A 25,520-nucleotide genomic window follows, 5' to 3' on the forward strand; every position below is an offset into this window, starting at 1 on the left:
CTGAACTTGCCCATCAGTGGTCACCTCGTGCTACCCGCAGTTGGCACGACGGTCGCCGTTCGACACACACGCTCTTAACGTCGCGGCCTGAATGGGCCGGAGTGAACCTCTCGACGTTCTGCGGCCGACTCGACGACCGGCTTCGCACCGACGCGTACGCCGATCTCGACGCGAGCGCGAACGGGCTCCAGGTCGGGCCCGACGGCTCGGGGAGAGCGGACCCTCCGATCGAGCGCGCGGCGTTCGCGGTGGATGCGGCGGTCGAGACCGCCGAACGCGCTGCCGACGCGGACGCCGACGTGCTCTGTGTCCACCACGGGCTGTTCTGGGGCGGGTTCGAGCGCGCCACCGGCTCCACCTACGACCGGCTCGCGCCCTTCTTCGCGAACGATCTCGCCCTCTACGTCTCGCATCTCCCGCTCGATGGCCACCCCGAGATCGGCAACGCCGCCGGGCTCGCCGACGCGCTCGGTCTCGGCGATCGGGAGCCGTTCGGCACGCTCGGCCCCGAGCACATCGGCCTTCAGGGGCGTGCGCCCGACGGGTTCGAGCCCGACGAACTCCACGACCGACTCGCCGCCGAGTGCGACCCCGAACGCGGCGTCCGCCATCTCGACTTCGGTCCCGACCGGATCGAGAACGTCGTGATCGCCACCGGCAGTGCAGCGGACTGGCTCGACGAGGCGGTCGCGGCCGGTGCGGACGCGTTCGTCACCGGCGAGGGCAAACAGGCAGTCTACCACGAGGCACGCGAGGCCGGGGTCCACGTCTATCTCGCGGGCCACTACGCGACCGAAACCTTTGGAGTGCGCTCGCTGCAGTCTCTCAGCGAGGAGTGGGGAGTCGAGACGACGTTTCTCGACTGCCCGACGGGGCTCTGAGGAGCGGGCTCTAAGGGATCGGCCATCGAGCCGGTCGATTCAAACCGCTCGCCGGTCGAGTGGCGGTATGGCCGACGACACCGACGAGGGAGCGGACGTCCCGCCACGCGAGGAGTTCCGCCACGATCCGATCGAACACGCCACCGTCCAAGAAGGGATGACCGTCGGACAACTCGTCGATGAATACGGCAAGGCGGGCATCGGTGCGGGCGCGCTCCACGAGGCAGTCGACATCACCGCCGCGATGTTCGATGACGATGTGACGACGTTCGTCGGGCTCGCGGGCGCGATGGTTCCCGCGGGAATGCGCCGAATCGTGGCGGACCTGATTCGGGACGGGCATATCGACGTGCTCGTGACCACCGGCGCGAACCTGACCCACGACGCGATCGAGGCGATCGGCGGCAAACACCACCACGGCCGTGAGCACGGGGACGGAACCGCTCGTGAGCACGACGAGACGCTGCGCGACGAGTGGGTCGACCGGATCTACGACGTCTACCTTCCCCAGGAGCACTTCACGCTGCTCGAAGAGCACCTCCGGAGCGAGGTCTTCCCCGAAATCGAGAAACGGGTGACGATCCAGCGACTGACCGACGAGCTGGGGCGAGCGAACGCGGCGGTGAACGACCGCGAGGACATCGAGGAGGGGGCGGGGATCGCGGCGACCGCCCACGAGCACGACGTGCCGATCTACGCGCCCGCGATTCAGGACTCCGTTCTCGGCCTTCAGGCGTGGCTGTACTCCCAGACCACGGACTTCGCGCTCGACGCGCTCGGCGACATGTCCGGACTGAACGACATCGCGTACGAAGCCGAGAGCACGGGCGCGCTGGTGATCGGCGGGGGCGTCCCGAAGAACTTCGTCCTCCAGACGATGCTGGTCGCTCCCGACGCCTACGACTACGCCGTCCAGTTGACGATGGACCCCGAGCACGCCGGCGGGCTCTCTGGGGCGACCCTGGAGGAGGCCCGGTCGTGGGGAAAACTGGAGAAAGCAGCCAGGAACGCGAGCGTCTACGCCGATGCGACGATCACGCTGCCACTCTTGGTGGCGGGGGCGCGCGAACGGGTCGACGGACAGTAGTCGGGTAGCAGTATCAGCCCTTGTAATCCTTCTGCGGAACGTCGACGATCTCACTACCGGCTTCCTGCCACGCGGTGAACCCACCGTCGAGATGGGCGACGTCAGTGTATCCCATCTCGGCGAGGCGTTTGGCGGCGAGTGCCGACCGGCCGGCCTCGTTGCAGTAGAGGACGTATCGCCGATCGGGCTCGAAGAACTCCTTGTAGTACTTCGTTTCCGGGTCGGCCCAGAACTCGAGCATACCTCTCGGAGCGTGCTCAGCGTCGGGGATCGACCCCTCGATCCAGACCTCGCGGATGTCGCGGATGTCGAGAGCAATCGTCTCGACGGCGGCGAGTTCGGCTTCGAACTCGTCGACCGAGATCGATTCGACGTCGCGTTCGGCCTCCTCGACGAGTCCCCACGCCGATCGTTCGAGAGTGCTCATGACCCCACGTTCGTGGTCTCGGTGATAGCTCTTCGGGGGTGGTGACGTCCGTCCTGCACCACGATTCGTCGGGGCGCAGCGTCCGTCGGGAGCCGAACGCAGCACGGACCATCGATCGAACCGTGTGTGCACCAGGCGGCGTTTTGATGTTGCTCGGGAGCGACGAGAGTATCACATGATTCTCGTCACCGGCGCGACGGGCACCGTCGGTTCGGCCGTCGTCGCAGCACTCTCGGGGAGCGACGATCGGGTTCGCGTCGCCACCAGGGACGTGGCCGCGGTGCGGGACGAACTGGCGGACGTCGACGACTACACCAGGTTCGACTTCACACACCCGGAGACGTGGGGGCCGACGCTGGTCGACGTCGACCGACTGTTTCTCGTTCGGCCGCCGGCGGTCGGGGTGGATCGGGTCCGGGAGTTCGTCGACGCTGCCGCCCGCATCGGTGTCGAGCACGTCGTCTACCTCTCGGTCCTCGGGGCGGAGAAGAACCCGATCTTGCCCCATCGACGGATCGAGCGTCACATCGAGTCATCGGGCGTCGCGCACACGTTCCTCCGGGCGTCGTTTTTCATGCAGAACCTCGCCGAGGTGCATCGGCGCGACATCGTCGAACACGACAAGATCTTCGTTCCGGCAGGGACCGGGAAAACGAGCTTCGTCGACGCGCGCGACGTCGGGGCCGTGGCCGCGCTCGCGCTCACGGAACCGGGCCACGACGGTCGCGCCCACGATCTCACCGGGGCGGAAGCGCTCGCCTACGCCGACGTGGCCGACGTGTTCTCCGGGGTGCTGGGTCGTCGGATCACCTACGCCGATCCCTCGGTGGTCGCGTTCGTCCGCCGGCTGCGGTCGCGGGGAACGCCGCTCCCGTTCGTCGTCGTGATGCTCGGGATCTACACGACCGCGAGGCTGGGGCTCGCAGCGCGGGTGACGCGGGACGTCGAAACCCTGCTCGATCGAGAGCCGATCGCCATGCGGCAGTTCGTCGCGGAGCACGCCGACGCGTTCCGCGAGTGATCGAACGCGAGCGTCAGGCACGCCGAACTCCTCACACCGCCCCGCGTTCGACGGCCTGGCACGGAGAACGCTTTTTGCCGCCGACGGCGGTGAGGGGTGCATGGAGAAAGTCGCGATCGACGAGGTCGACGTCGTCAACAACCCGCTCGGTGTGCATTCGATCCGCAAGCCAGTCTCGCAGGCGCTCGGGACCGACGACTTCGCGATGAACTACTTCGAGCTCGAACCCGGCGAGTCCTTTTCGGGCGGGCTCCACACCCACCACGATCAGGAGGAAGTCTTCTACGTCCAAGACGGCGAGGCGACGTTCGAGGTGGGCCGCGAGCGCGAGGAAGTGTCGGTCGCGGCGGGCGAGTGCATCAGATTTGCCCCCGGCGAGTTCCAGATGGGGACCAACGAATCCGACGAGCGCACGATCGGGTTCGCGCTCGGCGCGCCGAAGGCTCGCCACGACTTCGAGGAGATGGAGTCGATCGTCCCGTGTCGCGAGTGCGGCGAGGAGACTGCTCACGAACTCGACCTCACCGACGAGGGGGCCTTCCATCTGACCTGCACGGAGTGTGGCACCGAGTTCACGATGGGGTAGTCGGTCGGTGCGCGAAAGCGTCATTTTCCCCGACGGCGTAGCGCCGCCGGCCGATGACGAGGCGCGGTTCCGAGCCGGACTCGGCACCCGGCGACGACGAGCCCTATGAGTACCGAGGCCGACACTCGTACCACGTAGGCCCCGATCCCTGACGTCGAACGCGGGTTTAAGACGGAGGACGAACAATCGATCGTATGGCTGCCGACATCTCCGAGCGGATCAGGGAAGTCGCCGAGGCTCGCGGGGTTCCCGAGTCGGAGGTCTTCGAGCAGGCGTTCGAGCGTGGACTCGACGTGCTCTGGGAGGACGTCGTGCTTTCGAAGTATCTCGACGACGAACTCAGCCGTGATGCAGCTATCGAGCGCGTCGGACTGGCGAAAATCGAACGCGCCGAGCGCGAACGCGATCTCGTCGAGCAGGACGTCGATTGGGGTCTGAATGCGTGACGCTCGCGGCGGTCGCTGACACGGGGCCACTCATCCATCTAGCGGAAGTCGATGCGCTTTCGTTGCTGTCCACTATCGACGATCTCTCCGTTCCGAAAATCGTCCACGACGAACTCACTGTCGGTGGAGTGCCGAACGAGCTCGGCGACGTGGAGTACGCTCTCGTGGACGTGACTGTGGACGAACGCGAAACCGATCGGTTGGACCCCGGCGAAACGGCTGCGCTGGCCATCGCAGCGGAGCGCGATGCTGTGCTACTGACTGACGACCTGGCCGCCCGCGAAGCCGCTGCCGAGGCCGGGATTGAGGTCCACGGCTCCATCGGTGTCATCGCACTCGGTCACGCCCGCAGACGTCTCGATCGCGACGAGGCGGCAGCGCTCATGAGAGCCCTTCAGCGCGAGACGAGTCTCTTCGTGACCGACGCCGTTATCGAGCGCGGTATCGAAATGCTGGACGAACAGTCGTAATCAGGAGTCAGCACATGGAACACGAGAAAGTCGATCTCGAAGCGAAATTCGCCCAGTTCGACGAACAGTGGTCGCCGAAGCTCGTCGGCGAACTCAACGGCCAGGCGGTCAAACTCGCCAAGCTGGAGGGTGAGTTCGTCTGGCACCATCACGACGAGGCCGACGAGCTGTTCCTCGTGCTCGACGGCCACCTCACGATCGAACTTCGAGAGGAGAACGTCGCCCTCGACGAGAGCGAGTGCTTCATCGTCCCGCGCGGCGTCGAGCACAGGCCCGTCGCGGACGGCGAGGCGCACGTCCTGCTGTTCGAGCCCGCCGCAACCCGGAACACCGGCAACGTCGAGAACGAACGCACTGCCGACACCGAGTCGATCTGATCGCTGTCCTCTCGCAGGTGTGTCAGTCGTCCCCATAGATGTTTATTCGATGCGCCCCTTGTAGCGCATATGACGGGTCGCTACGCGTTCGAGGGAACGGAGCCCGACATCGATCCCGCTGCCCACGTCAGTCACGGCGCGACGCTGGTCGGTGACGTCGCGGTCGGTGCGCACGCGAGCGTCTGGCCGGGCGTCGTGCTGCGGGGCGACGTCGCGCCCGTCCGGGTCGGCGAGCACGCACACGTCGGCGACAACGCGGTGTTGCACGCCTCGACCGCGGGCGATCGGGTGATGATCGGCCACGGTGCGGTGCTCAACGATGCCGTCGTCGAGGACGGTGCGCTCGTGGGATTCAACGCGACCATCAACTCCGAGGTCACGGTCGGGGCCACCAGCATCGTCGCCAGCGGGACCACCGTCCCGGAAGGGTACGACATCCCACCGGAGTCGTTCGTCCGCGGCGTCCCCGCAACCGTGACCCCGCTCACCGAGACCACGCTTGATCCCGAGACGATCTTCGAAGCTCACTCCTCGGGAGCGTACACCGACCTCGCCGAACGCCACGACGACCTCTTTGACTGAGTCGGGCTCGGCTCAGGCGGGTGCGTCGACTTCCTCGACGAGTGCGGGCGAATCGTTCGAGGGGTTGTTCACGGCGGTCGAGACCGGGTACGCACGCATCTCCTCGGCTTGGTACGGTTCGAGAAGTTCCTTCCCATCGGCCTCACCGTCGAGCCACCGCTGCTCGCCGTCGGGCGGGAGTACGACTGCCATCCGGTCGTGGAGCGGTTCGATCACCGAATTGGGTTCGGTCGTGACGATCGTGAACGTCTCGACCGGGTCGGCCTTGGTGTCGGGATCGCCGTCGTCGAACTCGTCGAGGCCCGTCTGTTTTTGCGGCGGCTGCCAGCGCTCCCACAGTCCAGCGAGCGCGAACGGCTCGCCGTCGGCGAGCATGACGCGGTAGGGCTGTTTGCCCGCGTCGGTTTCGGTCCACTCGTAGAACCCGTCGGCAAGCACCAGACACCGCCGACGCTCGTACGCAGCCCGAAAACTCCGTTTTTCGTCGACGGTCTCCGCGCGGGCGTTGATGAGACGGTTCCCGATACTCGGATCGTCGGCCCATCCTGGGATCAGCCCCCACTGGAGGTGGTCGATGGTTTCGGGTGCGTCGTTCGTGATGACCGGTAGCTTCTGGCCGGGTGCGGCATTGTATCGCGGCTCCAGCGACCGTCTGGCGGTCGCACCGAATCGGTCCTCAAGATCATCCGGTGGCGTGAAGATGGTGTAGCGTCCGCACATACTCAAGCCACGCTACCAGTGTGAATAACCCCATCGGCCACCCGCCTCGTTCGCCCTGATTCGTGATAGAGAGATCCTTCCCGAAAACGGCGGTCGTGCGCCGTCCGTGCCAGTTCGGGGGAGGGCTATACCCGCGCCGGCCGTGGATTCCCTCATGCAGATAGATCGGCGGGCGTTCCTCGCGAGCGCCGTGGCGGCCGGCGTGCTGGCCGGCTGTCTCGGTAGTGGCGGGGGAGCCGGCACGAGTGACGACGGGAACGAAAGCGATGCTGGGAACGCCGGCGGGGCGGCGAGCACGACGGCCGGTGGCCAGGCAGGTGGCACGACCCAACCGACGACTGCTGTCGCCACCGAGCCGACTTCAACCCCGACCGAAGCGTCGGCGGACGGAACCCCATCGACAACCGACGGACCATCGACGAACGGCACGGCGGCCACCCAGCCGCCCGCCGCGAGCATCGATCATCCGGCGCTCGCGGCGCTCGCCGGCCAGCCGTACCGCGGCCCGACGCCCGGCACGGCCCCGGGCCTCATCGTCGCCTTCGAGGACCCGTCCTGTCACAACTGCGAACGATTCAACACCGGCACGCTCCCGACGCTCGAATCGGAGCTCGTCGAGCCCGGCGAGGCGACCTACGTCTACCGGAACTTCCCCCATGCCTACGAGTGGGGCAAGCCCGCGATGCAGGCGCTCGAAGCCACCTACGCCCGGAGCGAGTCGGCGTTCTGGGGGCTGAAGACCCACTACTTCGAAACACAGGGGGAGTTCTCGGGGTCGAACGTTCTCGACCGCACCCAGGAGTACCTCGCGAGCGAAACCGATCTCGACGCCGCGGCGGTCGTCGCGGACGCCGAGGCCAAGGAGTTCGACGCGGCGTTCCAGCGCGACGTCGACGCCGGCGAGAGCGCTGGCGTGGTGAGCACGCCCACCTTTTACCTCTTCAGCGAGGGCGAGTTCCTGACCGAGATCCGGGGCGCACAGAGCTACGAAGTGTTCAAGCAGGCGCTGGGAGTCTGAGATGGGGGCGACTCGCTCGATCCGACTGCCGACCCGGGCGCGCGACTGGCGGCTGATGGCCCGTACCGCGCGCCTGGTGGTCACCATCCCGCTCTACGCCGTCGTCGCGCTCGTCGCCGCCGTGTGCGGGCTGACGCTGTTCGTGCTCTCACAGAACCTCCCGCTCGCGGAGTTCATCGTGACGGGGCCGCTCTCGCTCGACAGCCGGCTTGCCATCCTCGCCGAGCAGTACCCCTTCATCGGGCCGAAATACACCACGCTTCAGGGGCTCTTGCTCGTCGTGACCGCGATCCTCGTCGGGGTGAACGTCGCGATGGTGATCTACCACCTCCGCGAGCACGCGCTGTCTGCGGCCCAGGGCACCACGAGCGTCGCGGGCGTCGTGCTCGGCACGCTCGGCGCGGGCTGTGCGGCCTGCGGCTCGGCGGTGCTCGCGGGGGTGCTCTCCCTGTTCGGCGTCACGGCGTCGCTCACCGTGCTCCCGTTCGACGGCCTGGAGTTCGCGGCACTCGCGCTGGTGACGCTCGTGTTCTCGGTGTTCTGGCTCGCGCGTGGGATGTGCGGCGGCGAGATCAACGGCTGTCCGGTCGAGCTCGACTGAGCGGGAGTGGTTCACTCGTTCACTGTGTGGATTTGCGTTGGCGGTTGGCGCGCGGGAGCGCGCGAAGTGCGCGACTCGTGCGAGGTCTGCGCGAGCGAAGCGAGTGCAGACTCGTCAGAACGACGCTCTGACGGTGGATGACCGAGGGAACGGAGTGACTGAGGGAATCGGCTGGGGAGGGAGGGAGTGGTCTACGGTCGTCGAAGCCCACAATACGCCTCTGCCCATCCCGTCAAACGTGACTGATCCGACCGACACGAACAGAGAAGTCCCGATCGACGACTGGGATGCGGTGGTCGCGACTCTCGACGAGTTCGCCAAGACCGACGATGGCGTGGTCTGTGAGTCCGATCGAGGCGCGCGCTTTGCGGTCTCCGTGGACGGCACCGTCGAGGCCGGGATGCCCCTGCACGACTTCGCCGGCGGTGCGGACACGCTCGTCGTCGATCACGACGACGGATCGATCACCGTCGTCGGCGACGGGACGGAGTACACGTTCCGGCGGCCGTGAGTCGTCGGGCGCAACTATAAACCGGAGAACGCCGTACTCGACGCCAGCCGGTTTGGCGGTCGGCCGGACGTCGGACCGTCGAGCCACCCAGCATCATGTCGGACGCACCGATCGATGGCCCGTCGTTCGAGATCCCGCACCCGCCCGAGCGACGGTACTCGCGCCACGACGGCCTCGAATACGGCGGCGGGACCGTCTTCTCGCTCACGCTCGCCGACGACATCGGGAACGACGAGCTGAACGCGGTTCTCGTGGAGGTGCTCGATGGCGAGGCGTACACCTACGGCGACTGGTTCGACCTGCCGATGGCGCTGTACCTCGTCCACGACACCGAGACCGGCGACGTGTTTCGTGCGGCCGTGCGGGACGGTGCCATCGAGCTCCATGTCCTCCCCGAAACCGACCCTGCCGGTCTGCGCGCGCTCTATCGTCGGCTACGCGCGTCGAGCGACGCGACCTGGCGCGTCGAGCGTCGAACCGACGCCGGGTGAGTCGGTCCCCCTCTCGGGCCATACTCGCGGCACCCGCAACCGACTTATTCACCCCACGGTATCCCCGGGTATGACCGTCTCGCGCGAGGTCGAACTCTCCGGACACATCATCGACTCGGGGATGATGCAGGCGTGTTTCGGCGCGATCATGGATCTGGGTGGATCGTTCGAGGTCGACGAGTTCCGGATCGGTCGAAGCGAGGTCGAGGAATCCTACGCCAGGCTCACCGTGTTCGCCGACACCGAGGCCGAGCTCCGCTCGATCGTCCACGAACTCCACCAGAACGGCGCGAACCCCTCCCACCCCGTGGACGCGAGCCTCGAACCCGCACCCGACGACCAGGTCGTCCCGCCCGACTTCTACTCCACCACCAACCATCCGACCGAGGTCCGGTACGAGGGCGAATGGCTCCCCGTCGACCGCATCGAGATGGACTGTGCCGTCGTGGTCGAGGAGGGGGCCGGCAGCGAGGGCGGTGCGGACGACGACGATGCCGACGACAGCGACGGCGGACCGCGCGCGTACACGAAGGTGCTGAACAGTATCGAGGAAGGGGATCTGGTCGTCACCGGCGAAACGGGGATCCGGGTACGTCCGCCCGAGCGCCCGCGCGACCGCGAGGGAGCGTTCGGGTTCATGCAGGGCGGAGTCTCCTCGGAGCGTCCCTCCGAATCGACGATCGGCCAGGTCGCCGAAGCGATCGCCGAAACCAAGCGCGAGGGCGGGTCGATTCTTGCTGTATGCGGCCCGGCGCTGGTCCACTCCGGCGCGCGCGAGGACCTCGCCCGCCTCGTCCGCGAGGGGTACGTCGACATGCTGTCTGCTGGCAACGGCTTCGCGGTCCACGACCTCGAACGCGACCTGTACGGGACCTCGCTCGGGATGGACACCGAAACCCTGGATCACCCCCGGAAAGGCCACAAACACCACATCTACACCATCAGCGAGATCATCCGTGCCGGCGGGATTCGGGAGGCCGTCGATGCAGGGCTCGTCGAGTCGGGCGTGATGTACGAGTGTGTCGAAAACGACCGTCCCTACGTGCTCGCGGGCTCGATCCGTGACGACGGCCCGCTGCCCGACACGATCACCGACGCCGTCGAGGCCCAGAACGCGATCCGCGAGCAGGCCCACGAGGCCGACCTCGTGCTCATGCTCTCGACACTCCTCCACTCGGTCGCGGTCGGCAACTGTCTGTCCTCGACGACGCGGGTGATCTGCGTCGACATCAACCCCGCGACCGTGACCCAGCTCCTCGATCGGGGCAGCGCCCAGGCGGTCGGGATGGTGACCGACATCGGGACGTTCGTGCCAATCCTCGCCGAACAGTTGCTTGACGAGTGAACGCCGGGAACGGTAGCGGGGTAGTGCGGCTGCGGTAGCGGGGCGGTGCCTGGCGGATGAAGGGCGAGGGCGCGCGAACAACGTGAGCGCGCCCGAGGGCTTCGGTGGTGCGGTTGCGGTGGCGGTAGCGGTTCCTGGTGTCTCGACGAACGAAGTGAGTCGAGGCTCAGGGGAGCAAAGCTCTCCTGGTGGATCGAGGGCGAGCGCCGAAGGCGCGAGGGCTCGGGCGGTGCTGTTTGCGGTTGCGGTTTGCGGCGAGCGTCAGCAGTTGTTACCGCGAACGAGGCCGAAGGCCGAGTGAGCGGGTATTTTTAGTCCACCGAAAGACTCGCTTCGCTCGTCTTTCGAGCCTTGCTTCGCTACGCTCAGCAAGACAGGTTTTTGCGGGGAGGGGTGCCCGCAGCGCGCGAAGCGTGCGAGGACACCCCTCTCCGTAAAAAAGTGGGTTTCTAGACGCCGCTGACCGTCGAACGGTACTCGCTGAGGTGTTCGTGAGCGGCCCGAACGTTCTCCCGGGCGTCGCCGTCGAGCTGGGCCTCGATCTCGTTGAGCGCGTTCTCCATCCGGGCGATCCGGCCGTGGTCGGGGCCGCGGTCGGCGTCGGCGAGGTCGTCGAGCTGCTCGGCGAGCCCCTCGATACGCTCGCGCAGGTCGCCGTCGGCGTCGTGGCTCGCGTCGGTCAGCAGTTCCCCGGCGGTCCGGAGTCGATCGCGTGTCATGAACGCTCTCCTCTCCATGTGGGTAAAACGATTGTGCTGCGCGCAAATGATGCTCGGATTATAATTATCGCTTAGATGTTTCGGCGGACAAACACATAAGTTTCGCACGCACGAAGGGGTGCTGTCCTCATGGTTGACGAAACGCAGCTCGCGGAAAGCAAGGCGATCCACCGCCGTACGGGGACTACGTTCTACGTCGCGACGCGGCTGCTCCCCGAGCGCGTCCGGCACGCCACGTACGTCCTGTACGCCTTCTTCCGCGTCACCGACGAGATCGTCGACGACCCGAACGGCCCGCCGCCGGACGTCCAGCGTGCGGAGCTCGACCGTATCCGCGAGGCGGCGCTCGGTCGGGAGGAGACCGACGACCAGGTGCTCGTGGCGTTCAGCGAGCTCCGCGAGCGCTACGGGATCCCCGACGAAGTGGTCGTGGAGTTCGTCGACGCGATGGCGACCGACATCACGAAACGCCGATACGAGACCGACGAGGAGCTCGAAACCTACATGGGCGGGTCGGCGGCCGCAGTCGGGGAGATGATGACCGTCGTGATGGATCCCGACGATCCAGAGACCGCGAGGCCACACGCCCGCGCGCTCGGCGAGGCGTTCCAGCTCTCCAATTTCCTTCGGGACGTCGGCGAGGACATCGTCGAGCGCGACCGGATCTACCTCCCCGAAACGACGCTCGACGAACACGGCGTCTCGGAGGGCCAGATCGAGCGCCGCGAGATGGACGAGGCGTTCGCCGCCGCGGTGGCGAGCGAGCTCGAACGCACCGAGGAGCGCTACCGTGAAGGTGTCGCCGGGATCAAGTACCTCCCAGAGGACTGTCAGTTCCCTGTACTGCTCGCGGCCGTGCTCTACGCCGACCACCACCGGCTGATCCGCGCACACGACTACGACGTGCTCTCGACGACGCCCGAACTCTCCACGGCGCGAAAGCTCTCCCTGCTCGCGCGCACCAGGTGGCACTGGCTGTGGAACAAGGACCCCGAGGCGGTGTTCGCGAAGGTCAGCACCGTGCCGATGCCCGGTGCGGCGCGGCCGGACTCTGGGATGGGCGAGCCACGCCCGATGGGCTGAGCTAGCGACGCTTTTGACATCAAATCTCAGTCGAAACCCGGGACAGCCGATGTGTCGAACGTGGTCAGGATCGTGAATCGGCGATCGATCCGACGGCGAAATCGAACCGATCGGTTCTGACCAGGCCACCAGCGAGGACGAGCGCGAGGCCGACCGGCACCCAGTTGCCGAAGTAGGCGTTGATCCCGCCCCAGAGAACGACGAAGCTCACGAGATCGTCGAGCATGAACCCACACTCGTCGAGTCGAGCGCGCAGCGCCGTGCGATCGAAGGCGAGATCGAGCACGAACACTGTAACCGTGGCCGACAGCACCCACCCGAGGTAGTTCGAGACGGGAACGCCGTAGTAGACCCCCTCACCGTAGCTCCAAAAGCCGATCGCGACCGCGCCCGGATCGAGCACGAGATCCACGAGGAGCACCGTCGCGATCACCGCGACGAGGCGGATCGCGCGTCGTCCGGCCGCGTCGCCGAGCACGAGCAGACAGAGCAGGTAGCTGTTCAGGACGAGCGGCAGGAAGAAAACCGGGAGGCCGAGCGGGACTCCCGCCAGCATCGGCCCGAGCGTGACGGTGTACTCGAACGCGCCGTAGGGCCAGCCCGTCGTCACGCCGATCAGTTCGATCCCGAAGGCGTAGGCGACGAGCACGGCGAGCCCGAGCGACGCCCGGCGATCGAGTACCGGCGCGAGCCCCGCAACGAGCGGAAGACGCATCACGAGCGTCCCGAGCAGGATGAGGAGGGGGTTGTAGCGCAGCGGTGGGCCGACGAGGGCCTCGGCGCTCGCGAGCAGGAGGAGTGCGCCGACGACCGGGAACACCACCGCGATCGTGAAGCGGTTGTCGGCGACGAGGTCGTCGAGCCGTGCCTCGATCCGGCGTCGGGGCGCGGTCTCAGCCGCCATAGATCAGCGCCCAGAGACCGCCGAGAGTCATGATCGTTCCGACGAGCGTGTTTACCGCGGGATACCACCAGTACGCGCGCTCGACCGCGACCGACGACCGCGCGATCGCGAACACCAGGACGGGGTACGCGAGCAGGAGCAGGGTGAAGAACGGGTGGACGACGAAGAACAGGATCGCCGCTGCGAGCCAACACGCCCCGCAGTAGGCGTAGGTTCGGCGCTCGCCCAATGCCGTTGCAGTCGTCCTGATACCTGCCCGGCGATCGGGCTCGATGTCGGGAATCGCGGAGAACGTGTGCATCCCCATCGTCCACAGCCAGCCGCCGAGCACGGCGGCAAGCGGCGGCACGGCGTCAGCGACGGCGATGTAGCCGACGACCCCCGGGAGGACGTACAGCCCGTTCGAAACCGAGTCGAGCGGCGGGGTCGTCTTGAACCGGAGCGGCGGTGCGCTGTACGCGACCGCGAGGAAGCCGAAGGTGGCGAACGCCACGAGCGCGCTCGCGGAGAGGACGGGAACGAACGCCAACCCGAGGAGGCCGCTCGCGAGCACCGCCCAGAACACCCCGCGATCGCCCGAGTAGCGCACCTCACGGTCGTCCTTCTTCGGGTTTGCGGCGTCGATGTCGGCGTCGAACACGTCGTTGACGCCGTAGAGGAAGACGTTGGCGGGGACGAGGAAGTACACGAACAGCGCGAGGGCGACGGGTGAGAAGAGGTCGGCAGGTGTGTCGGCGGCGTAGACCACGCCGACGATCACCGGGCCGGCGAGGTAGAGCCAGAATCGCGGGCGCGAGAGCCGGAGGAGATACCCGATCCACGTCGATTCGGGCGGTGCGAGCGCTCCGAGCCGGCCGACCGTCCGGCGGACGCGCTCGCCGACGCTCATCGGTGATCGTCGATCACGGCGTTCGCGGCGTGCTCGCCGCTGATCAGACACATCGGGACGCCGATCCCTGGGGTGGTGTACGAGCCGGTGAAGTAGAGGTTCGGGACGGCCTCCGAACGGTGCGGCGGTCGGAACAGCGCGGTCTGGCGGAGGGTGTGGGCGAGCCCGAGTGCGGTCCCCTGTCGGCTGTTGTACCGTTCGGCGAAGTCAGAGACCGAGAACGTCTTCTCGACCACGATCCGGTCTTCGAGGTCCACACCCGTATTCGTCGCGATGTCGTCGAGCACGGTCTCGCGGTAGCGCTCCCTCGTCTCTGCCGAATCGTCGAGTCCCGGTGCGATGGGGACCAATGCAAAGAGGTTCGAGTGACCGTCGGGCGCGACGGTGTCGTCGGTCTTCGAGGGAACACACAGGTAGTACGCCGGATCGTCGGGCCACGCCGGCTCGTCGAAGATCTGGGCGAAGTGGCCGTCCCAGTCGGTCGGCAGCACGAGGGTGTGGTGGGCGAGCGGTTCGACATCGCCTTCGACGCCGAGATAGAGGAGGAAGGCGGAGGGCGCGAGCGTCCGATCGTCCCAGTAGTCTTCCGAGTACTGGCGTTCGTGTTCGGGCAGGAGTTCCTGCTCGGTGTGGGCGTAGTCGGCGTCGCTCACCACCGAATCCGGGCGATGGGTTCCCGCTACGGTATCGACGAGGAACTCCTCGCGTCGCCGGGTGATCTCGGTGACCTCCGCGCCGGTCTCGAACGCGACGCCGAGTTCGCGGGCGAGTTCGGCGATCCCGTCGACGACGCCGCCGAACCCGCCTTCGGGGTAGTAGACGCCGAGGTTGAAGTCGACGTGGCTCATCATGGTGTAGAGCGCGGGCGTGTTCTTCGGCGACCCGCCGAGAAAGACGAGGGTGTACTGCATGATCTGCTGGAGCTTCGGGTGCTCGAAGTAGTTCGAGACGTGCCCCTCCATCGAGCGCAGCAGGTTCAGCCCGACCGGCGCGGACCGGAACACCTCGCTGTCGACCCAGTCCCGCAGGCGGGGCCGATCGGTGTAGACGAACCGATCCATCGCGGCCTGGTAAGTCGATTCGCTTTGCTTCAGATACTCGTCGAACTTCGCGGCTGCGCCGTCCTCGTAGGATTCGAAGGTCGCCCGAACCTGATCGCGGTCGGGCGTGAGATCCACCCGATCGCCGTCCTTGAAGAACACGCGATAGTGGGGATCGAGTCGGGAGAGGCCGTAGTAGTCGGCCGTCTCCCTGTCGAAGTGGCCGAAAAAGCGTTCGAACACGTCGGGCATCATGTACCACGACGGTCCCATGTCGAACCGGAAGCCCTCGGTCTCGAACTGGGAGGCGCGCCCACCCAGCTGATCGTTCTTTTCGAGCACGGTGACGTCGGCCCCCGCATCGGCGAGATAGCACGCCGTCGACAGCCCGCCGAAGCCACTGCCGACTACGGCGATCGACTGCCCGGCGAGCGGGCCGTCCGACCCCACCGCTGCTGTACTCGTTCCGCCCGAGAGCGATTCCATGTACTCGTTTGCACGGCCGCGGCGCATAAAAACCGCCGGACACACCGGTGTCGAGGGAGCCGAAGCGTTCGGGTTCGTCCCGTCCGTCACTCTTCGAGCAATCGTTTCGTGGATGGCAGCAACCGATCGGCGCTCGGCGGATCGGCGAACCACGCAGCCCCGTTGAGTTCGCCCGGCTGGATCGCGATCGAGCCGCTCTCGTACTCGGCGTGGAAGAACACGCGGAGCACGTGGAGGCGCTCGTCGTACCTCTCGCAGGTGGCGATCTCGTGGCGCAGGTGGTTCAGTCCCGTCAGGGAGATCGAGATCCCGACTTCCTCGGCCACTTCCCGGTGGGCAGTCTCCTCCATCGTCTCGTCGTCCTCCTGCCCGCCGCCAGGCACGCCCCACTTCGATCCGCCCCGTCCCAGAACGAGGAGCACGCGCTCGTCGCCGTCGACGGCCATCGACTCGGTGAGTTCGGGTAACTGTTCCGGGGACCGTCGAACGAGCGCGTACGCACTCCCGATGTAGCCGGCAGTGGACATCTCGATCCACTCCTCGAATCCATCGGCGTCCGGTGTATCGTGACGCTCACGAACGGGCGCTTCGCCGAAGCGATCGAACAGTCGATCGCGCCGGCGCTCGATTTCTTCGAGGTTGATCTCTCGATACGTCATGAGCCCGATCCAGCAGCCAGCACGTCTTGAGTCCGTCGGGAGCGTACGTACCGGCTCCCGATCCCCCGTCGAGGAGCGGCGGCCGGGGCCGTGATCGACGGCGGAACCGGAGTGTCGGTCGATGCCGCCGGGACGGAAACGGGTATCGGGTCGCCGGCTTCAGTAATCGCATGGACGACACCACCGCACTCGTCACCGGGATCAGTCGCGGGATCGGCGCGGCACTCGCGCGACGGTTCGTCGCCGAGGGCGCACACGTCGTCGGCTGTGCACGCGACGCCGACGCGCTCGACACGCTCGCCGAGGGGATACGGGCGGACCACGGCACGGACGGCGCGGGCGGAATCACCGTCCAGCGCGCGGACGTTCGAGACGAGTACGACGTCGAGCGACTCGCGGAGACCGCCGCCGGGGCCGGCGACACCGGCGAAATCGGTCTCGTGGTGGCGAACGCGGGCGTCTATCACGGCTCGCCGGGGGAGACGCGACTCGACGGGGAGAGCTACGCCGCGGTCGACGAGCACCTCCGAACCAACGCGCGGGGGGTGTTTTCGACCGTGCGGGAGTCGCTGCCCCATCTCGCGACCGACGCCCGTGTCCTGGTGCCCTCGGGGTCGGTCGCCCGCGAGGCACAGTCCGGAATGGGCTCGTACGCCGTCTCGAAGGCCGCGGCGGAGGCGCTTGCACGCGGGTTCGCGACCGAGATCGACCACCCCGTAGGTGTCGTCGATCCAGGCCAGGTCGCGACCGACCTCGCTGGCGAGCAGGGACGCGATCCCGAGGAGATCGCGGAGATGTTCGTCTGGGCGGCGAGCGAGGTCGAACCGGACGACCTCGACGGCGAGATCGTCGACCTCCGCGCGTGGCGGCAGGCGATCCGCTGAGACCGCTCCTCCGGCCGGCCACCACTCGACGGACTTATTAACTTCCGGGGCGAGATTACTAATCGAATGGGCATTACCGAGGAGGTTGGGGTCGTCAATCGTGAGTCGGTTCCGTGGCTCGGTGTCGCTGGCACGGGTGCGCTCGTGTGCCTCTCGGTCGTCGGGGCGGCAGCGGGCCTCTGGAAGGTACTCGTCGTCGGGTGGGTTGCGTTCGTCGCGATGGCTGGCGGGGCGATCGTGGGATCGCGCTCGGCGACCGCCGACACCCACGCCGAGCGCCTGGTCTGGGGGTATGGCCTCGCGAGCGGCGCGATGGTCACGAGCGCCTCGGTCTTCCTCGTTCCGCAGGCGATCGGGTACGACCCACGGATCGGCGGGTTCGGGATCGCGGCCGGGCTGCTCGCGGGCTACGCCGGCCACACCGTCGGCCACCGGTTCGCCCACCGCGATCTCCCAATGGAAACCACGACCGCCCAGCTCACCGCCCACTCGCTCACGGCCGGGATCGTTATCGGTACGGTCTACACCCTGCTGCCCGATCTCGGGCTCCTGCTCGGATTGGGGATCGTCTCGCACAAGGGCCCCGCGGGCTACGCCGCCGCGCGGCGGCTTCGACGGCGGGACATGTCGATCGGCGTGGTCGCGCTCCCGGCGGCCGGGGTGGGGATCGCGGCGCTGCTGGCGGGCCTCCTCGAACCGCCGTCGTCGCTGGCGGTCTCGGCGGCAGTCTTCGGGTTCGCCGCCGGACTGTTCCTCCACGTCGCGATGGACTTCCTGCCGGAGTGTGAGGTCGGCGGTGAGGTCGGCGAGGTGGCGGCGCTCACCGGCGACGACCACGCGCTGCTCGACCGGCTCCGGGTTCACGCGGTGGCGAGCACGGCGGTCGGCGCGGGCTCGGTGTGTCTCGCGTGGCTGGCGATCGCCGCCTGACACCGCCGGTCACGCCGACCCCTGGCCGGTCCCGGGTCGCTCGATCCGACCCCCACCGCTACAGGCCCAACCGTTTTGCTACTGTGTACCATACCCTCGGTATGAGCGTCATCGCCGAGTTCAGCCTCGCGCCGGGAAAGCTCTCGTTCGCGACGGCGCTCTCGGCTGCGCCGTCGGTCGAGTTCGAGATCGAGCGCGAGTACGGCACTCGGTCGGCGATGCCCGTGGTGTTCTGCTGGGCGCGCGGCGGGGATCTCGCTGCCTTCGAACACGGGCTGGAGCGCGACGAGACCGTCACCGACGTCGAGCGGCTGAGCGATCCGGGCGACCGGCGACTCTACCGGATGCGACTGACCGGCGCGGCCGCCGTCGTGACCTACGATGCGTGGGTCGAGCAAGGTGCCGCACGGCTCGAGATGCGCTACGCCGATGGCCGGTGGCACGCCAGAATGCGCTTTCCCGATCGGGAGACCCTGAGCGCGTTCACCGAGTTCTGTGCCGATCACGACCTCGACTTCCGGCTCGACCGGCTGTACGACGCCGACGCCAGCGACGGATCGCCACGGGACGGACTCACGTCCTGCCAGCGTGAAACCCTGCAGCTGGCCCACGAGCGGGGCTACTTCGACGTCCCCCGGGACGCGACCCTCGGGGATCTCGCGGACGAGCTGGGCGTCTCGAACCAGGCGGTCTCCGAACGGCTCCGACGCGGCTGCGCACGCCTCGTCGGCAACCTGTTCGGGTAGTGTCGCCTGATAACTAATGGCTAACCGTTTAGCTCGCCGACTCCGTAGCGGCGGCCGGGGACGCCCCGGGGTGGGTCCGTTGCGTGGCATCGCATACTCGATTCCCCGCTCCGACGTTCCCGTTCTCGGTGTCCCCTTCACCGGAGGTGACAGCCTCGCAACCGAATAGCCGTACGTTCTTGGTTTCGGCGCACGTACGGCTGGCGATGCCCGAAACAGGTGACGCCGCTCCCGACTTCACCGCAAAGCTCGCCGGCGACGAGCCGGCAGAATTCACCCTCTCGGAACAGTTCGGCGAGGCTCCGCTCGTGCTCGCCTTCTTCCCCGGCGCGTTCACGCCACCGTGTACGAACGAGATGGTCGCCTTTCAGGACGATCTCGACGCCCTCCGCGAAACCGGGGCGACGCTGTACGGGATCAGCGCCGACTCGCCGTTCTCCCAGGCCGCGTTCCGGGACGAGCACGGTCTCGAGTTCGACCTCGTGAGCGACATGGATCGGGACGCCATCGACGCCTACGACGTGAACCTCGACATCGACGACCTCGGCCTCCAGGGCGTGGCCGAGCGCGCGATCTTCGTCGTCAACGGTGACGGCGAGATCACGTACTCGTGGGTCGCCGACGACCCGACCAACGAACCGGACTACGACGAGGTTCACCGGGCTGCCGAGTCGGCAGCGTAAGCCCCCACGAATTCCGGAACACGAGCCTCGGTTCTTGTTGAAATACGCGCGTAGCTACAGCTCGATCTTCGTCTCGGGGTTGTCGAGCGACCAGAGGACTTCGGGGAGGAAGGCGTCGAGGTTGTCGATCACGCGGCGCTCGCTCACGTCGAGACCCTCGCAGTGCTCTTCGGCCTCGTCGCGCACCGTCACGCGGATCTCGCCGTCCTCGTAGTGGACTTCGAGTGGGAACACCGAACACCGCGCGGGCTTCCAGTCGTGCTCGGCGTGGAGCGCACACAGGCCGTCCTCGCCGAGGAAGTAACACGCCGCGCCGTCGTCGCCAGTGTGGTCGTCTCTGTCCTTTTCCTCGCGGCGGACGAACTGCTCGCCGTGGGCGGTCGTGGTGGCGTCGTTGAGGGACGCGCGCTGGGCGAGGCCGAGGAGGTCGTGATCGTAGAGCAACACGCCGTGGTGACAGCACCACGTACACGAGTCGACACACTCGAAGGTGAGGGCGGGATCGAACGCCACGACCGCCTCACAGCCGGGGTGGACCTCGACGCGGCGTGGCTCGTTCACACGCGGACTCCGTGACGGAGCGGACAAAGGCTTTCGATCGGCGTCACTTCGGTCGCTCGCGACCGTTTCGCCGAGAACCGGGCCCTCGTCGTCGGTGGCAAGGCGGGCACGCCATCGCCGGCAACCGAATCTTGAAGCCCGGTCGCGAACACGTCTATCGATATGCAACAGATCACCGTGGGTGGCACGACGGTGCCCGCACTCGGCTTCGGCACGTCGGGGATGGACACCGACGACGAGCGCTACCGGGCGATCTCGGCCGCGCTCGACGCGGGCTACCGCCATATCGACACCGCACAGATGTACGACAGCGAGTCCGCGGTCGGCGACGCGATCCGCGACGCCGACGTCGATCGCGAGGAGGTGTTCGTCACCACGAAGCTGTTGGGCGAGAACCGCGCCCACGACGCGGTGATCGAGTCGACCCGTGACAGCCTCGATCGGCTCGATACCGAGTACGTCGATCTCCTGCTGATCCACTCGCCCGATCAGGAGGTGACTCACGAGGAGACTCTCGACGCGATGAACGAACTGGTCGACGAGGGTGCGGTGGAGAACGTCGGCGTCTCGAACTTCTCGGTCGAGGAGACCCGTGCGGCGATCGAGCACTCCGACGAGCCGCTCCTCACGAACCAGGTGGAGTACAACGTCCACGAGCGCCGGGACGACCTGCTCTCGCTCTGTCTCGACGAGGACGTGATGCTCACCGCGTACAGCCCGCTCGGGGTCGGCGATTGTCTCGACGACGAGACGCTCGTGGGGATCGCCGACGACCACGACCGGACGCCTGCCCAGGTCGCGCTCCGGTGGCTGCTCCAACAACCGCTGGTGTCGCCGATCCCGAGATCGTCGAACCCCGAGCACGTCCGGGCGAACGCCGACGTGTTCGACTTCGAGCTCTCGGCCGACGAGATGCGCGACCTGTTCGCCGTCGGTGGCGATCTCGACGACGATCTCGCCGCGAAGCTCGGGGTGTAGGCGATCCGCAGCGAGAGCCGATCGGTGTCGGCACGGACGACGAACGATACGGGCTGCCGGGATCGAGGGAATCGAGCGATGGCGTAGCGTTGATCGTCACCGGCCTCGTATCGCTTCTCAGAACTCGAACTCCCGGTCGGGGTCTTCTGTCAGGGACACCGATCGACCCGCCCCGATGACGTCGTCGAGGTGTCGTGCGGCTGTGAACACGACTGCGCCGATCCCGACACCGGTGGTGACACCGGCGAGAAAGAGGGCGTCGATCATGCGGTCGGGATCTCGCCGTTCATCGAGTCCTCGACGTCGCCGAGGTTTCGTCCGCCACAACCGGGGCAGTCGGAGGACCCGACTCGGTAGAGCTCGCCGGACTCCGTGGTGCTGGCGACACAGAGCTCGCCGCAGTCCGGACAGCTCATCGGACGTGTTTCCATGTTCACTACTCGAGGGCAGGTACTAAAACGCCGATCCGTGTGCAGCCCGAAAGTGAAACCGATCGCCACCATCGGGGACGGAGGCATCGATAGCGAGCAATCTGTCAGCTGTATCCCCGCCAGCGGTGACCACACTCGGTGCACTTGAAGAATCGCGTCGGTGGCTCGTCGGCGGAGCCGGTCTGCTTGATGGTGTACCACGCGCGATCGTTCCCGCACTCGTCGCAGTCGACCTCGGCGGTGGGTTTGCCCTCGTCGGCGGCGTCCTCGCTGGTCTCGATCACGTCGTCGTCGGTCTGGGACTCGGTGCTCACGAACGACGCTGCACGTTCGGTATCCTTCGGCACGCGCTCACCGCAGTCGGCACACACCATCTCGTCGCCGTCCCCGTGCATCATCGACCCGCACTCGTCACAGAACTGCATGACCGGGGCGAGGGGATCGACGATCAAAAGAGCTACTCGGTCGGTTCGGTCCGCACCGCGGACGGCGACGCGACGTTTCAGCCGGGATCGTCGACCGGGAACGGCTCCGGCTCGCGGGGCCGCCGGCGATCGAACGCATCCTCGACGGCGGCGAGCGTTCGAGCCGATCGACGCGGTAGCGACCGTTTTTTGCCGTGAGCCGAAGTAGAGAGAGGTGATCGAACCGTGTCCATCGACGAGAAGAGCCTCCGCATCCTGAGCGCGATCGCGAAGCAAAAGACCGGCAGTCCGGATCGGATCGCCGAGAGCACGGGGATCCCGAAATCGACCGTCCACTACCGGATCCAGCAGCTCAAGGAGGCGGACGTGATCGAGAACGACCTGTTCGATGTGGACCTCGAAGCGGTCGGTCTCTCGATCACTCTCTTCTCGGAGGTGCGGGCCGAGTTCGAGGAGGGGTATCACGAGACCGTCGGCGACGAACTCGCCGAGATCGAGGGCGTGAACCAGGTCTACTTCACGCTCGGCGACACCGATTTCGTCGTCATCGCACATCTCGCCTCCCGCCAGGAGGTCGAGCGCCTCGTCGAGGCGTTCGAGGGCATCCCCGCGGTCGAGCGCACCAGCTCGAAGTTCGTCATCACCACCGTGAAAGACGAGTCGGACCCGATCGCCGACTACGAGACCGAGACCCTGGTCGACCTCCTCGGGGAGTCGGGCGACACCTGACGCCGGGACCGACATCGCCGCGTGTGTCGGGCATACCCGACGTAGCTCCGCTACTCGTCGGCGAACGCGTCCGCGATGCGGTCGATCGCCCGCCGTGCGGACTGTTCGTCCTCGTCGAGCCACGCGAACGGGTCGTCGACTCCAGTGTGAACGTCGAGAGCGCCTTCGAGCACCCCGAGCGTGGCGTACGCGAGGTGACTGATCTGGTAGCCGCCCTCCTGGACGAGCGCGAGGCGGCCGTCGGCGTACCGCGTCGCCAGCTCACGGGCACGCCGCCCCATCTCCTCGAACCCCGCCTTCGTCACGACGTTCCGTCCGAGCGGGTCCATCGTCCCCGGATCCTGACCCGCGCTGACGAGGAGGACGTCCGGATCGAACGCCGCGATGGCTGGCTCGACGATCTGCTCGAAGGCGTACGCGTAGCCGGCGTTGCCGGTGCCGGGCGGGAGCGGCACGTTGCGGTTGTAGCCGTCCCCGTCGCCGATCCCGCGTTCGTCGACGTCGCCCGACTGAGGATGGGCCGCTGGATCCCACGACCAGTGGTCGTTGTGGAGGCTCACGAACAGCACGTCGTCGCGGTCGTAGAACACCTCCTGGGTGCCGTTGCCGTGGTGGACGTCCCAGTCGAGGATCGCGACCCGCTCCGCCCGCCCCGTCACGAGGAGGTGTTCGGCGGCGACGGCGACGTTGTTGTAGAAACAGAACCCGTCGGCCTGTGCCGGCTGGGCGTGGTGGCCGCTCGGCCTGACGAGCGCGTACGGCGTCCTGTCGCTGTCGAACGCCGCTTCGGCCGCCAGGCGCGCGGCTCCGGCGGCGTGTCGCGCGGCCTCGGGAGTGGCTTCGTTCGCGCCCGTTTCCGTGGTGAGTCGGCCGCCGCCCGCCTCGCAGAACGTCTCGAACTCCGTGACGTATTCGGGGTCGTGAACCCGGTGGAGCTGCTCGTCGGTGATCGGATCGACGGCGGCCCACTCGACGTGTTCGGCGAGCGCGTGTTCGACGATGTGCCTGACGTTGCGAACGCGGGCCGCGCGGTCGGGGTGGGGTTCTCGGACCGCGAGGCGGCCGGTCCACTCGGTCTCGAACTCGCCTGCCGGCGGCTCGTGGTCGAGGAAGCTCTCGTCCCAGAAGACGGTGAGTTCCCCCATCAGTTCTCCATCAGGACGGGGGATGGGCACTGGTCGTCCTGAACGACCCCGTGACGGACGACAGCGATCCTGTGGCGTGCGGCAGCGATCATGGGAGATCGTCGACCCACGGCTGGCGGCGTTCGATCGCTGCGCTCGCTGCCAGTAGCTCCTCCTCGCCGAACCGTGGGCCGACCAACTGGGCACCGATGGGCAGACCGTCGTCCGAGAGGCCGGCCGGCACCGACGCCGCGGGCTGGCCAGTCAGGTTCAGCGGCCACGTGAGCAACCACTCCATGTGCGGATCGATCGGCTCGCCGTTCACCGTCTCCGGTCCGAGTCTCCCCTTCTCGAACGGCGGCACGCCGAGCGTGGCGGTGAGCAGGAGGTCGTGGTCGTCGAGCACGTTCTGGATCGCGTCGTACGTCGCCGTTCGCACGACGTCCGCCTGCTTGAACGCGACGGCGCTGTGATCGTACCCGTTCTCCATGAGTTGGACCAGCTTCGGGGAGAGGTCCTCGCGATGGTCGGGGAGGAGGTCGACGCCCTCGCGGCGCTCGAGGCTCTCGGCCGTGGACGCCAGCACCGTCTCGAAGGTGACGTACTCCGCCTCCATCATCTCGTCGAAGGAGGGTTCGAAATCGGGGTCGGTGCGCTCGACGGTCGCGCCCGCACGTTCGAGCGTGTCGACCACGGTGTCGACGCGCGCTGCGACCTCGTCTTCGAGCGGGAACACGCCGAAATCCGGACTGTAGGCGATCGAGAGGTCGTCGATCGCGCGGTTCGTCGCCGCCAGGTAGTCCAGCCGCTCGTCCGGTACACTGAGCGGGTCCCGAGGGTGGTCGCCAGCGACGATATCGAGGAGCAGCGCGGTGTCGGCGACGGTCGTGGTGAGTCCACCGAGACAGATGAACGGGGCGGCGGATTCGAGCGCGTCGGGGCGGGAATCCTCCGGCACGAGCCCGGCCGTCGGCTTCAGTCCGTAGACGCCACAGGCGCTCGCCGGGATGCGGATCGACCCGCCGGCATCGGAGCCGAGCGCGATCGGCACCATGCCCGCGGCGACCGCGGCGGCGCTGCCGCCCGACGAGCCGCCCGCCGTTTTCGAGGGATCGAAGGGGTTGCCCGTCGCGCCGAACAGCGGGTTCGTGGTATCGCCCTTGTGTCCGAACTCCGGCGTGTTCGTCGATCCCACGACGATCGCCCCCGCATCGAGCAGCCGCTCGACGATAACAGTCGTTCTGTCCGGAACGTGGTCCGCGAACGGCTTCGACCCGTACGTACAGGGCATTCCCTCGATGAACGAATCGAGGTCCTTCAGCGCGATGGGCACGCCGTGGAGCGGTCCCACCGGCTCGCCGTTTTCGATCGCCTGGGCAGCCTCGGCCGCTTCCTCCCGTGCCTCCGCCTCGCGCAGCTGGACGAAGGCGTTCAGGTCGTCGTTTCGCTCGATACGCTCGAACACGGCGTCGACCGCGTCGATCGGCGATCGTTCGCCGCGTCTGATCTCGGCCGCCAGTTGCGTTGCCGATACGTGGGTTGTCTCCGTGGTCATCTCGTGTGGGTTTGTGGGTGTGCGTAAGCGCTGGTTTCGTTCCGGTACTGGGTTCTATGTGTTCGTGATCGACGCCGCCCGCTCGTGACCAACACAGTCACGCGCCGTCGTGAGCCATATCGTCGCTTCGC

33 protein-coding genes are annotated in these 25,520 nt (G+C 67.2%); 20 read left to right on the forward strand and 13 right to left on the reverse strand.

Features of this window, described 5'->3' with window-relative positions; translation table 11 throughout:
* The first annotated feature begins 101 nt into the window (after window positions 1-101).
* Both TX76_RS03715 and TX76_RS03720 read left to right on the forward strand, forming a co-directional pair.
* A complete protein-coding gene (locus TX76_RS03715) occupies window positions 102-881 on the forward strand; it encodes a Nif3-like dinuclear metal center hexameric protein (RefSeq protein ID WP_049899227.1) in 780 nt (259 codons plus the stop codon).
* Window positions 882-948: 67 nt separating this feature from the next.
* Entirely contained in the window at window positions 949-1,968 is a 1,020-nt protein-coding gene (locus TX76_RS03720) for a deoxyhypusine synthase (protein WP_049899229.1), read from the forward strand.
* A gap of 13 nt (window positions 1,969-1,981) precedes the next feature.
* Here the strand turns inward: TX76_RS03720 and TX76_RS03725 are convergent, their stop codons facing one another.
* On the reverse strand, window positions 1,982-2,395 hold the full coding sequence (locus tag TX76_RS03725; RefSeq protein WP_049899231.1) for a rhodanese-like domain-containing protein: 414 nt from the start codon (window positions 2,393-2,395) through the stop codon (window positions 1,982-1,984).
* A gap of 175 nt (window positions 2,396-2,570) precedes the next feature.
* Between TX76_RS03725 and TX76_RS03730 the strand changes: the two genes are divergently transcribed.
* The 6 genes from TX76_RS03730 (at window position 2,571) to TX76_RS03755 (ending at window position 5,877) form a co-directional block, all read left to right on the forward strand.
* Window positions 2,571-3,416 carry an SDR family oxidoreductase gene (locus tag TX76_RS03730; protein WP_049899233.1) on the forward strand — a complete coding sequence of 282 codons (846 nt, stop codon included), beginning with the start codon at window positions 2,571-2,573 and terminating at the stop codon, window positions 3,414-3,416.
* 100 nt (window positions 3,417-3,516) lie between these two features.
* Window positions 3,517-4,002, forward strand: coding sequence for a cupin domain-containing protein (locus TX76_RS03735; protein ID WP_049899235.1), 486 nt, complete (start codon window positions 3,517-3,519; stop codon window positions 4,000-4,002).
* A gap of 194 nt (window positions 4,003-4,196) precedes the next feature.
* Window positions 4,197-4,448 (forward strand): hypothetical protein, encoded by a 252-nt coding sequence (locus TX76_RS03740; protein WP_049899237.1) that lies wholly within the window; start codon window positions 4,197-4,199, stop codon window positions 4,446-4,448.
* Complete coding sequence (locus TX76_RS03745; RefSeq protein ID WP_049899239.1) at window positions 4,445-4,918, forward strand: nucleic acid-binding protein; 474 nt, start codon at window positions 4,445-4,447, stop codon at window positions 4,916-4,918. The genes TX76_RS03740 and TX76_RS03745 overlap by 4 nt, the downstream gene beginning before the upstream one ends.
* Window positions 4,919-4,932: 14 nt before the next feature.
* Entirely contained in the window at window positions 4,933-5,295 is a 363-nt protein-coding gene (locus TX76_RS03750; RefSeq protein WP_049899241.1) for a cupin domain-containing protein, read from the forward strand.
* 69 nt (window positions 5,296-5,364) lie between these two features.
* Window positions 5,365-5,877 (forward strand): gamma carbonic anhydrase family protein, encoded by a 513-nt coding sequence (locus TX76_RS03755; protein ID WP_049899243.1) that lies wholly within the window; start codon window positions 5,365-5,367, stop codon window positions 5,875-5,877.
* 12 nt (window positions 5,878-5,889) lie between these two features.
* On the opposite strand, the gene TX76_RS03760 is transcribed toward TX76_RS03755, so the two are convergent.
* Window positions 5,890-6,597, reverse strand: coding sequence for an SOS response-associated peptidase (locus TX76_RS03760; protein ID WP_049899245.1), 708 nt, complete (start codon window positions 6,595-6,597; stop codon window positions 5,890-5,892).
* Window positions 6,598-6,751: 154 nt separating this feature from the next.
* Here TX76_RS03760 and TX76_RS16970 point away from each other — a divergent pair, with 154 nt between their 5' ends.
* The 5 genes from TX76_RS16970 (at window position 6,752) to TX76_RS03785 (ending at window position 10,563) form a co-directional block, all read left to right on the forward strand.
* Window positions 6,752-7,615, forward strand: coding sequence for a DsbA family protein (locus TX76_RS16970; RefSeq protein ID WP_079890740.1), 864 nt, complete (start codon window positions 6,752-6,754; stop codon window positions 7,613-7,615).
* Between the two features lies 1 nt (window position 7,616).
* Window positions 7,617-8,216, forward strand: a complete 600-nt coding sequence (locus tag TX76_RS03770) for a hypothetical protein (RefSeq protein ID WP_049899247.1) — start codon at window positions 7,617-7,619, stop codon at window positions 8,214-8,216.
* Window positions 8,217-8,454: 238 nt separating this feature from the next.
* Window positions 8,455-8,727, forward strand: a complete 273-nt coding sequence (locus TX76_RS03775) for a hypothetical protein (RefSeq protein ID WP_049899248.1) — start codon at window positions 8,455-8,457, stop codon at window positions 8,725-8,727.
* A 95-nt stretch (window positions 8,728-8,822) separates the two neighbouring features.
* Window positions 8,823-9,218 carry a hypothetical protein gene (locus TX76_RS03780; RefSeq protein WP_049899250.1) on the forward strand — a complete coding sequence of 132 codons (396 nt, stop codon included), beginning with the start codon at window positions 8,823-8,825 and terminating at the stop codon, window positions 9,216-9,218.
* Between the two features lie 70 nt (window positions 9,219-9,288).
* The gene (locus TX76_RS03785) at window positions 9,289-10,563 is read left to right on the forward strand and encodes an ornithine cyclodeaminase (RefSeq protein ID WP_049899252.1); all 1,275 of its coding nucleotides are present in this window, start codon (window positions 9,289-9,291) and stop codon (window positions 10,561-10,563) included.
* A 449-nt stretch (window positions 10,564-11,012) separates the two neighbouring features.
* On the opposite strand, the gene TX76_RS03790 is transcribed toward TX76_RS03785, so the two are convergent.
* Window positions 11,013-11,282 carry a DUF7553 family protein gene (locus TX76_RS03790; RefSeq protein ID WP_049899254.1) on the reverse strand — a complete coding sequence of 90 codons (270 nt, stop codon included), beginning with the start codon at window positions 11,280-11,282 and terminating at the stop codon, window positions 11,013-11,015.
* Between the two features lie 129 nt (window positions 11,283-11,411).
* Here TX76_RS03790 and TX76_RS03795 point away from each other — a divergent pair, with 129 nt between their 5' ends.
* On the forward strand, window positions 11,412-12,365 hold the full coding sequence (locus TX76_RS03795; RefSeq protein ID WP_049899256.1) for a phytoene/squalene synthase family protein: 954 nt from the start codon (window positions 11,412-11,414) through the stop codon (window positions 12,363-12,365).
* Between the two features lie 64 nt (window positions 12,366-12,429).
* On the opposite strand, the gene cruF is transcribed toward TX76_RS03795, so the two are convergent.
* The 4 genes from cruF to TX76_RS03815 all read right to left on the reverse strand — a co-directional run bounded on the left by cruF (window position 12,430) and on the right by TX76_RS03815 (window position 16,343).
* Window positions 12,430-13,269 carry a bisanhydrobacterioruberin hydratase gene (gene cruF / locus TX76_RS03800; protein WP_049899258.1) on the reverse strand — a complete coding sequence of 280 codons (840 nt, stop codon included), beginning with the start codon at window positions 13,267-13,269 and terminating at the stop codon, window positions 12,430-12,432.
* A complete protein-coding gene (locus TX76_RS03805; RefSeq protein WP_049899260.1) occupies window positions 13,259-14,158 on the reverse strand; it encodes a prenyltransferase in 900 nt (299 codons plus the stop codon). The genes cruF and TX76_RS03805 overlap by 11 nt, the downstream gene beginning before the upstream one ends.
* Window positions 14,155-15,684: a phytoene desaturase family protein gene (locus TX76_RS03810; RefSeq protein WP_049899262.1), complete on the reverse strand. Its 1,530-nt coding sequence runs from the start codon at window positions 15,682-15,684 to the stop codon at window positions 14,155-14,157. Before TX76_RS03810 ends, TX76_RS03805 begins: the two co-directional genes overlap by 4 nt.
* Window positions 15,685-15,770: 86 nt before the next feature.
* The gene (locus tag TX76_RS03815; protein ID WP_049899263.1) at window positions 15,771-16,343 is read right to left on the reverse strand and encodes an NUDIX hydrolase; all 573 of its coding nucleotides are present in this window, start codon (window positions 16,341-16,343) and stop codon (window positions 15,771-15,773) included.
* Between the two features lie 170 nt (window positions 16,344-16,513).
* Here TX76_RS03815 and TX76_RS03820 point away from each other — a divergent pair, with 170 nt between their 5' ends.
* The 4 genes from TX76_RS03820 to TX76_RS03835 all read left to right on the forward strand — a co-directional run bounded on the left by TX76_RS03820 (window position 16,514) and on the right by TX76_RS03835 (window position 19,586).
* Complete coding sequence (locus tag TX76_RS03820; protein WP_049899265.1) at window positions 16,514-17,227, forward strand: SDR family oxidoreductase; 714 nt, start codon at window positions 16,514-16,516, stop codon at window positions 17,225-17,227.
* A gap of 66 nt (window positions 17,228-17,293) precedes the next feature.
* Entirely contained in the window at window positions 17,294-18,157 is an 864-nt protein-coding gene (locus tag TX76_RS03825; protein WP_049899267.1) for a ZIP family metal transporter, read from the forward strand.
* A 101-nt stretch (window positions 18,158-18,258) separates the two neighbouring features.
* Entirely contained in the window at window positions 18,259-18,903 is a 645-nt protein-coding gene (locus TX76_RS03830; protein WP_049899269.1) for a helix-turn-helix domain-containing protein, read from the forward strand.
* 206 nt (window positions 18,904-19,109) lie between these two features.
* Entirely contained in the window at window positions 19,110-19,586 is a 477-nt protein-coding gene (locus TX76_RS03835; protein WP_049899271.1) for a redoxin domain-containing protein, read from the forward strand.
* 54 nt (window positions 19,587-19,640) lie between these two features.
* Here the strand turns inward: TX76_RS03835 and TX76_RS03840 are convergent, their stop codons facing one another.
* Complete coding sequence (locus TX76_RS03840; protein WP_154018990.1) at window positions 19,641-20,147, reverse strand: YkgJ family cysteine cluster protein; 507 nt, start codon at window positions 20,145-20,147, stop codon at window positions 19,641-19,643.
* Window positions 20,148-20,309: 162 nt separating this feature from the next.
* On the opposite strand from TX76_RS03840, the gene TX76_RS03845 reads away from it, so the two are divergent.
* Complete coding sequence (locus TX76_RS03845) at window positions 20,310-21,125, forward strand: aldo/keto reductase (protein WP_049899275.1); 816 nt, start codon at window positions 20,310-20,312, stop codon at window positions 21,123-21,125.
* A gap of 117 nt (window positions 21,126-21,242) precedes the next feature.
* On the opposite strand, the gene TX76_RS17465 is transcribed toward TX76_RS03845, so the two are convergent.
* The 3 genes from TX76_RS17465 to TX76_RS03850 form a co-directional block, all read right to left on the reverse strand.
* Window positions 21,243-21,392, reverse strand: coding sequence for a hypothetical protein (locus TX76_RS17465; RefSeq protein ID WP_154018992.1), 150 nt, complete (start codon window positions 21,390-21,392; stop codon window positions 21,243-21,245).
* The gene (locus tag TX76_RS17470) at window positions 21,389-21,556 is read right to left on the reverse strand and encodes a hypothetical protein (RefSeq protein ID WP_154018993.1); all 168 of its coding nucleotides are present in this window, start codon (window positions 21,554-21,556) and stop codon (window positions 21,389-21,391) included. Before TX76_RS17470 ends, TX76_RS17465 begins: the two co-directional genes overlap by 4 nt.
* A gap of 104 nt (window positions 21,557-21,660) precedes the next feature.
* Complete coding sequence (locus TX76_RS03850) at window positions 21,661-21,981, reverse strand: transcription factor S (protein WP_049899277.1); 321 nt, start codon at window positions 21,979-21,981, stop codon at window positions 21,661-21,663.
* Between the two features lie 231 nt (window positions 21,982-22,212).
* Here TX76_RS03850 and TX76_RS03855 point away from each other — a divergent pair, with 231 nt between their 5' ends.
* Window positions 22,213-22,710 carry an Lrp/AsnC family transcriptional regulator gene (locus tag TX76_RS03855; protein ID WP_049899403.1) on the forward strand — a complete coding sequence of 166 codons (498 nt, stop codon included), beginning with the start codon at window positions 22,213-22,215 and terminating at the stop codon, window positions 22,708-22,710.
* Window positions 22,711-22,760: 50 nt separating this feature from the next.
* Here TX76_RS03855 and TX76_RS03860 read toward each other — a convergent pair whose 3' ends face one another.
* A complete protein-coding gene (locus TX76_RS03860) occupies window positions 22,761-23,855 on the reverse strand; it encodes an arginase family protein (protein ID WP_049899279.1) in 1,095 nt (364 codons plus the stop codon).
* Window positions 23,856-23,943: 88 nt separating this feature from the next.
* A complete protein-coding gene (locus tag TX76_RS03865; protein ID WP_049899281.1) occupies window positions 23,944-25,389 on the reverse strand; it encodes an amidase in 1,446 nt (481 codons plus the stop codon).
* Window positions 25,390-25,520 lie beyond the last annotated feature (131 nt).

Source organism: Halococcus agarilyticus (assembly GCF_000334895.1).
In the GTDB taxonomy this organism is placed as follows: Archaea; Halobacteriota; Halobacteria; order Halobacteriales; family Halococcaceae; genus Halococcus; species Halococcus agarilyticus.

What these genes read in the sequence shown, in the direction of transcription:
- TX76_RS03770 (WP_049899247.1), top strand. Translation starts at nt 7,617, where the DNA reads ATGGGGGCGACTCGCTCGATCCGACTGCCGACCCGGGCGCGCGACTGG.
- TX76_RS03735 (WP_049899235.1), top strand. Translation starts at nt 3,517, where the DNA reads ATGGAGAAAGTCGCGATCGACGAGGTCGACGTCGTCAACAACCCGCTC.
- TX76_RS03780 (WP_049899250.1), top strand. Translation starts at nt 8,823, where the DNA reads ATGTCGGACGCACCGATCGATGGCCCGTCGTTCGAGATCCCGCACCCG.
- TX76_RS03805 (WP_049899260.1), bottom strand. Translation starts at nt 14,158, where the DNA reads ATGAGCGTCGGCGAGCGCGTCCGCCGGACGGTCGGCCGGCTCGGAGCG.
- TX76_RS03795 (WP_049899256.1), top strand. Translation starts at nt 11,412, where the DNA reads ATGGTTGACGAAACGCAGCTCGCGGAAAGCAAGGCGATCCACCGCCGT.
- TX76_RS03810 (WP_049899262.1), bottom strand. Translation starts at nt 15,684, where the DNA reads ATGGAATCGCTCTCGGGCGGAACGAGTACAGCAGCGGTGGGGTCGGAC.
- TX76_RS03785 (WP_049899252.1), top strand. Translation starts at nt 9,289, where the DNA reads ATGACCGTCTCGCGCGAGGTCGAACTCTCCGGACACATCATCGACTCG.
- TX76_RS03830 (WP_049899269.1), top strand. Translation starts at nt 18,259, where the DNA reads ATGAGCGTCATCGCCGAGTTCAGCCTCGCGCCGGGAAAGCTCTCGTTC.
- TX76_RS03755 (WP_049899243.1), top strand. Translation starts at nt 5,365, where the DNA reads ATGACGGGTCGCTACGCGTTCGAGGGAACGGAGCCCGACATCGATCCC.
- TX76_RS03725 (WP_049899231.1), bottom strand. Translation starts at nt 2,395, where the DNA reads ATGAGCACTCTCGAACGATCGGCGTGGGGACTCGTCGAGGAGGCCGAA.
- TX76_RS03740 (WP_049899237.1), top strand. Translation starts at nt 4,197, where the DNA reads ATGGCTGCCGACATCTCCGAGCGGATCAGGGAAGTCGCCGAGGCTCGC.
- cruF (WP_049899258.1), bottom strand. Translation starts at nt 13,269, where the DNA reads ATGGCGGCTGAGACCGCGCCCCGACGCCGGATCGAGGCACGGCTCGAC.
- TX76_RS03815 (WP_049899263.1), bottom strand. Translation starts at nt 16,343, where the DNA reads ATGACGTATCGAGAGATCAACCTCGAAGAAATCGAGCGCCGGCGCGAT.
- TX76_RS16970 (WP_079890740.1), top strand. Translation starts at nt 6,752, where the DNA reads ATGCAGATAGATCGGCGGGCGTTCCTCGCGAGCGCCGTGGCGGCCGGC.
- TX76_RS03720 (WP_049899229.1), top strand. Translation starts at nt 949, where the DNA reads ATGGCCGACGACACCGACGAGGGAGCGGACGTCCCGCCACGCGAGGAG.
- TX76_RS03820 (WP_049899265.1), top strand. Translation starts at nt 16,514, where the DNA reads ATGGACGACACCACCGCACTCGTCACCGGGATCAGTCGCGGGATCGGC.
- TX76_RS03835 (WP_049899271.1), top strand. Translation starts at nt 19,110, where the DNA reads ATGCCCGAAACAGGTGACGCCGCTCCCGACTTCACCGCAAAGCTCGCC.
- TX76_RS03730 (WP_049899233.1), top strand. Translation starts at nt 2,571, where the DNA reads ATGATTCTCGTCACCGGCGCGACGGGCACCGTCGGTTCGGCCGTCGTC.
- TX76_RS03850 (WP_049899277.1), bottom strand. Translation starts at nt 21,981, where the DNA reads ATGCAGTTCTGTGACGAGTGCGGGTCGATGATGCACGGGGACGGCGAC.
- TX76_RS03845 (WP_049899275.1), top strand. Translation starts at nt 20,310, where the DNA reads ATGCAACAGATCACCGTGGGTGGCACGACGGTGCCCGCACTCGGCTTC.
- TX76_RS17470 (WP_154018993.1), bottom strand. Translation starts at nt 21,556, where the DNA reads ATGGAAACACGTCCGATGAGCTGTCCGGACTGCGGCGAGCTCTGTGTC.
- TX76_RS03860 (WP_049899279.1), bottom strand. Translation starts at nt 23,855, where the DNA reads ATGGGGGAACTCACCGTCTTCTGGGACGAGAGCTTCCTCGACCACGAG.
- TX76_RS03760 (WP_049899245.1), bottom strand. Translation starts at nt 6,597, where the DNA reads ATGTGCGGACGCTACACCATCTTCACGCCACCGGATGATCTTGAGGAC.
- TX76_RS03790 (WP_049899254.1), bottom strand. Translation starts at nt 11,282, where the DNA reads ATGACACGCGATCGACTCCGGACCGCCGGGGAACTGCTGACCGACGCG.
- TX76_RS03750 (WP_049899241.1), top strand. Translation starts at nt 4,933, where the DNA reads ATGGAACACGAGAAAGTCGATCTCGAAGCGAAATTCGCCCAGTTCGAC.
- TX76_RS03865 (WP_049899281.1), bottom strand. Translation starts at nt 25,389, where the DNA reads ATGACCACGGAGACAACCCACGTATCGGCAACGCAACTGGCGGCCGAG.
- TX76_RS17465 (WP_154018992.1), bottom strand. Translation starts at nt 21,392, where the DNA reads ATGATCGACGCCCTCTTTCTCGCCGGTGTCACCACCGGTGTCGGGATC.
- TX76_RS03825 (WP_049899267.1), top strand. Translation starts at nt 17,294, where the DNA reads ATGGGCATTACCGAGGAGGTTGGGGTCGTCAATCGTGAGTCGGTTCCG.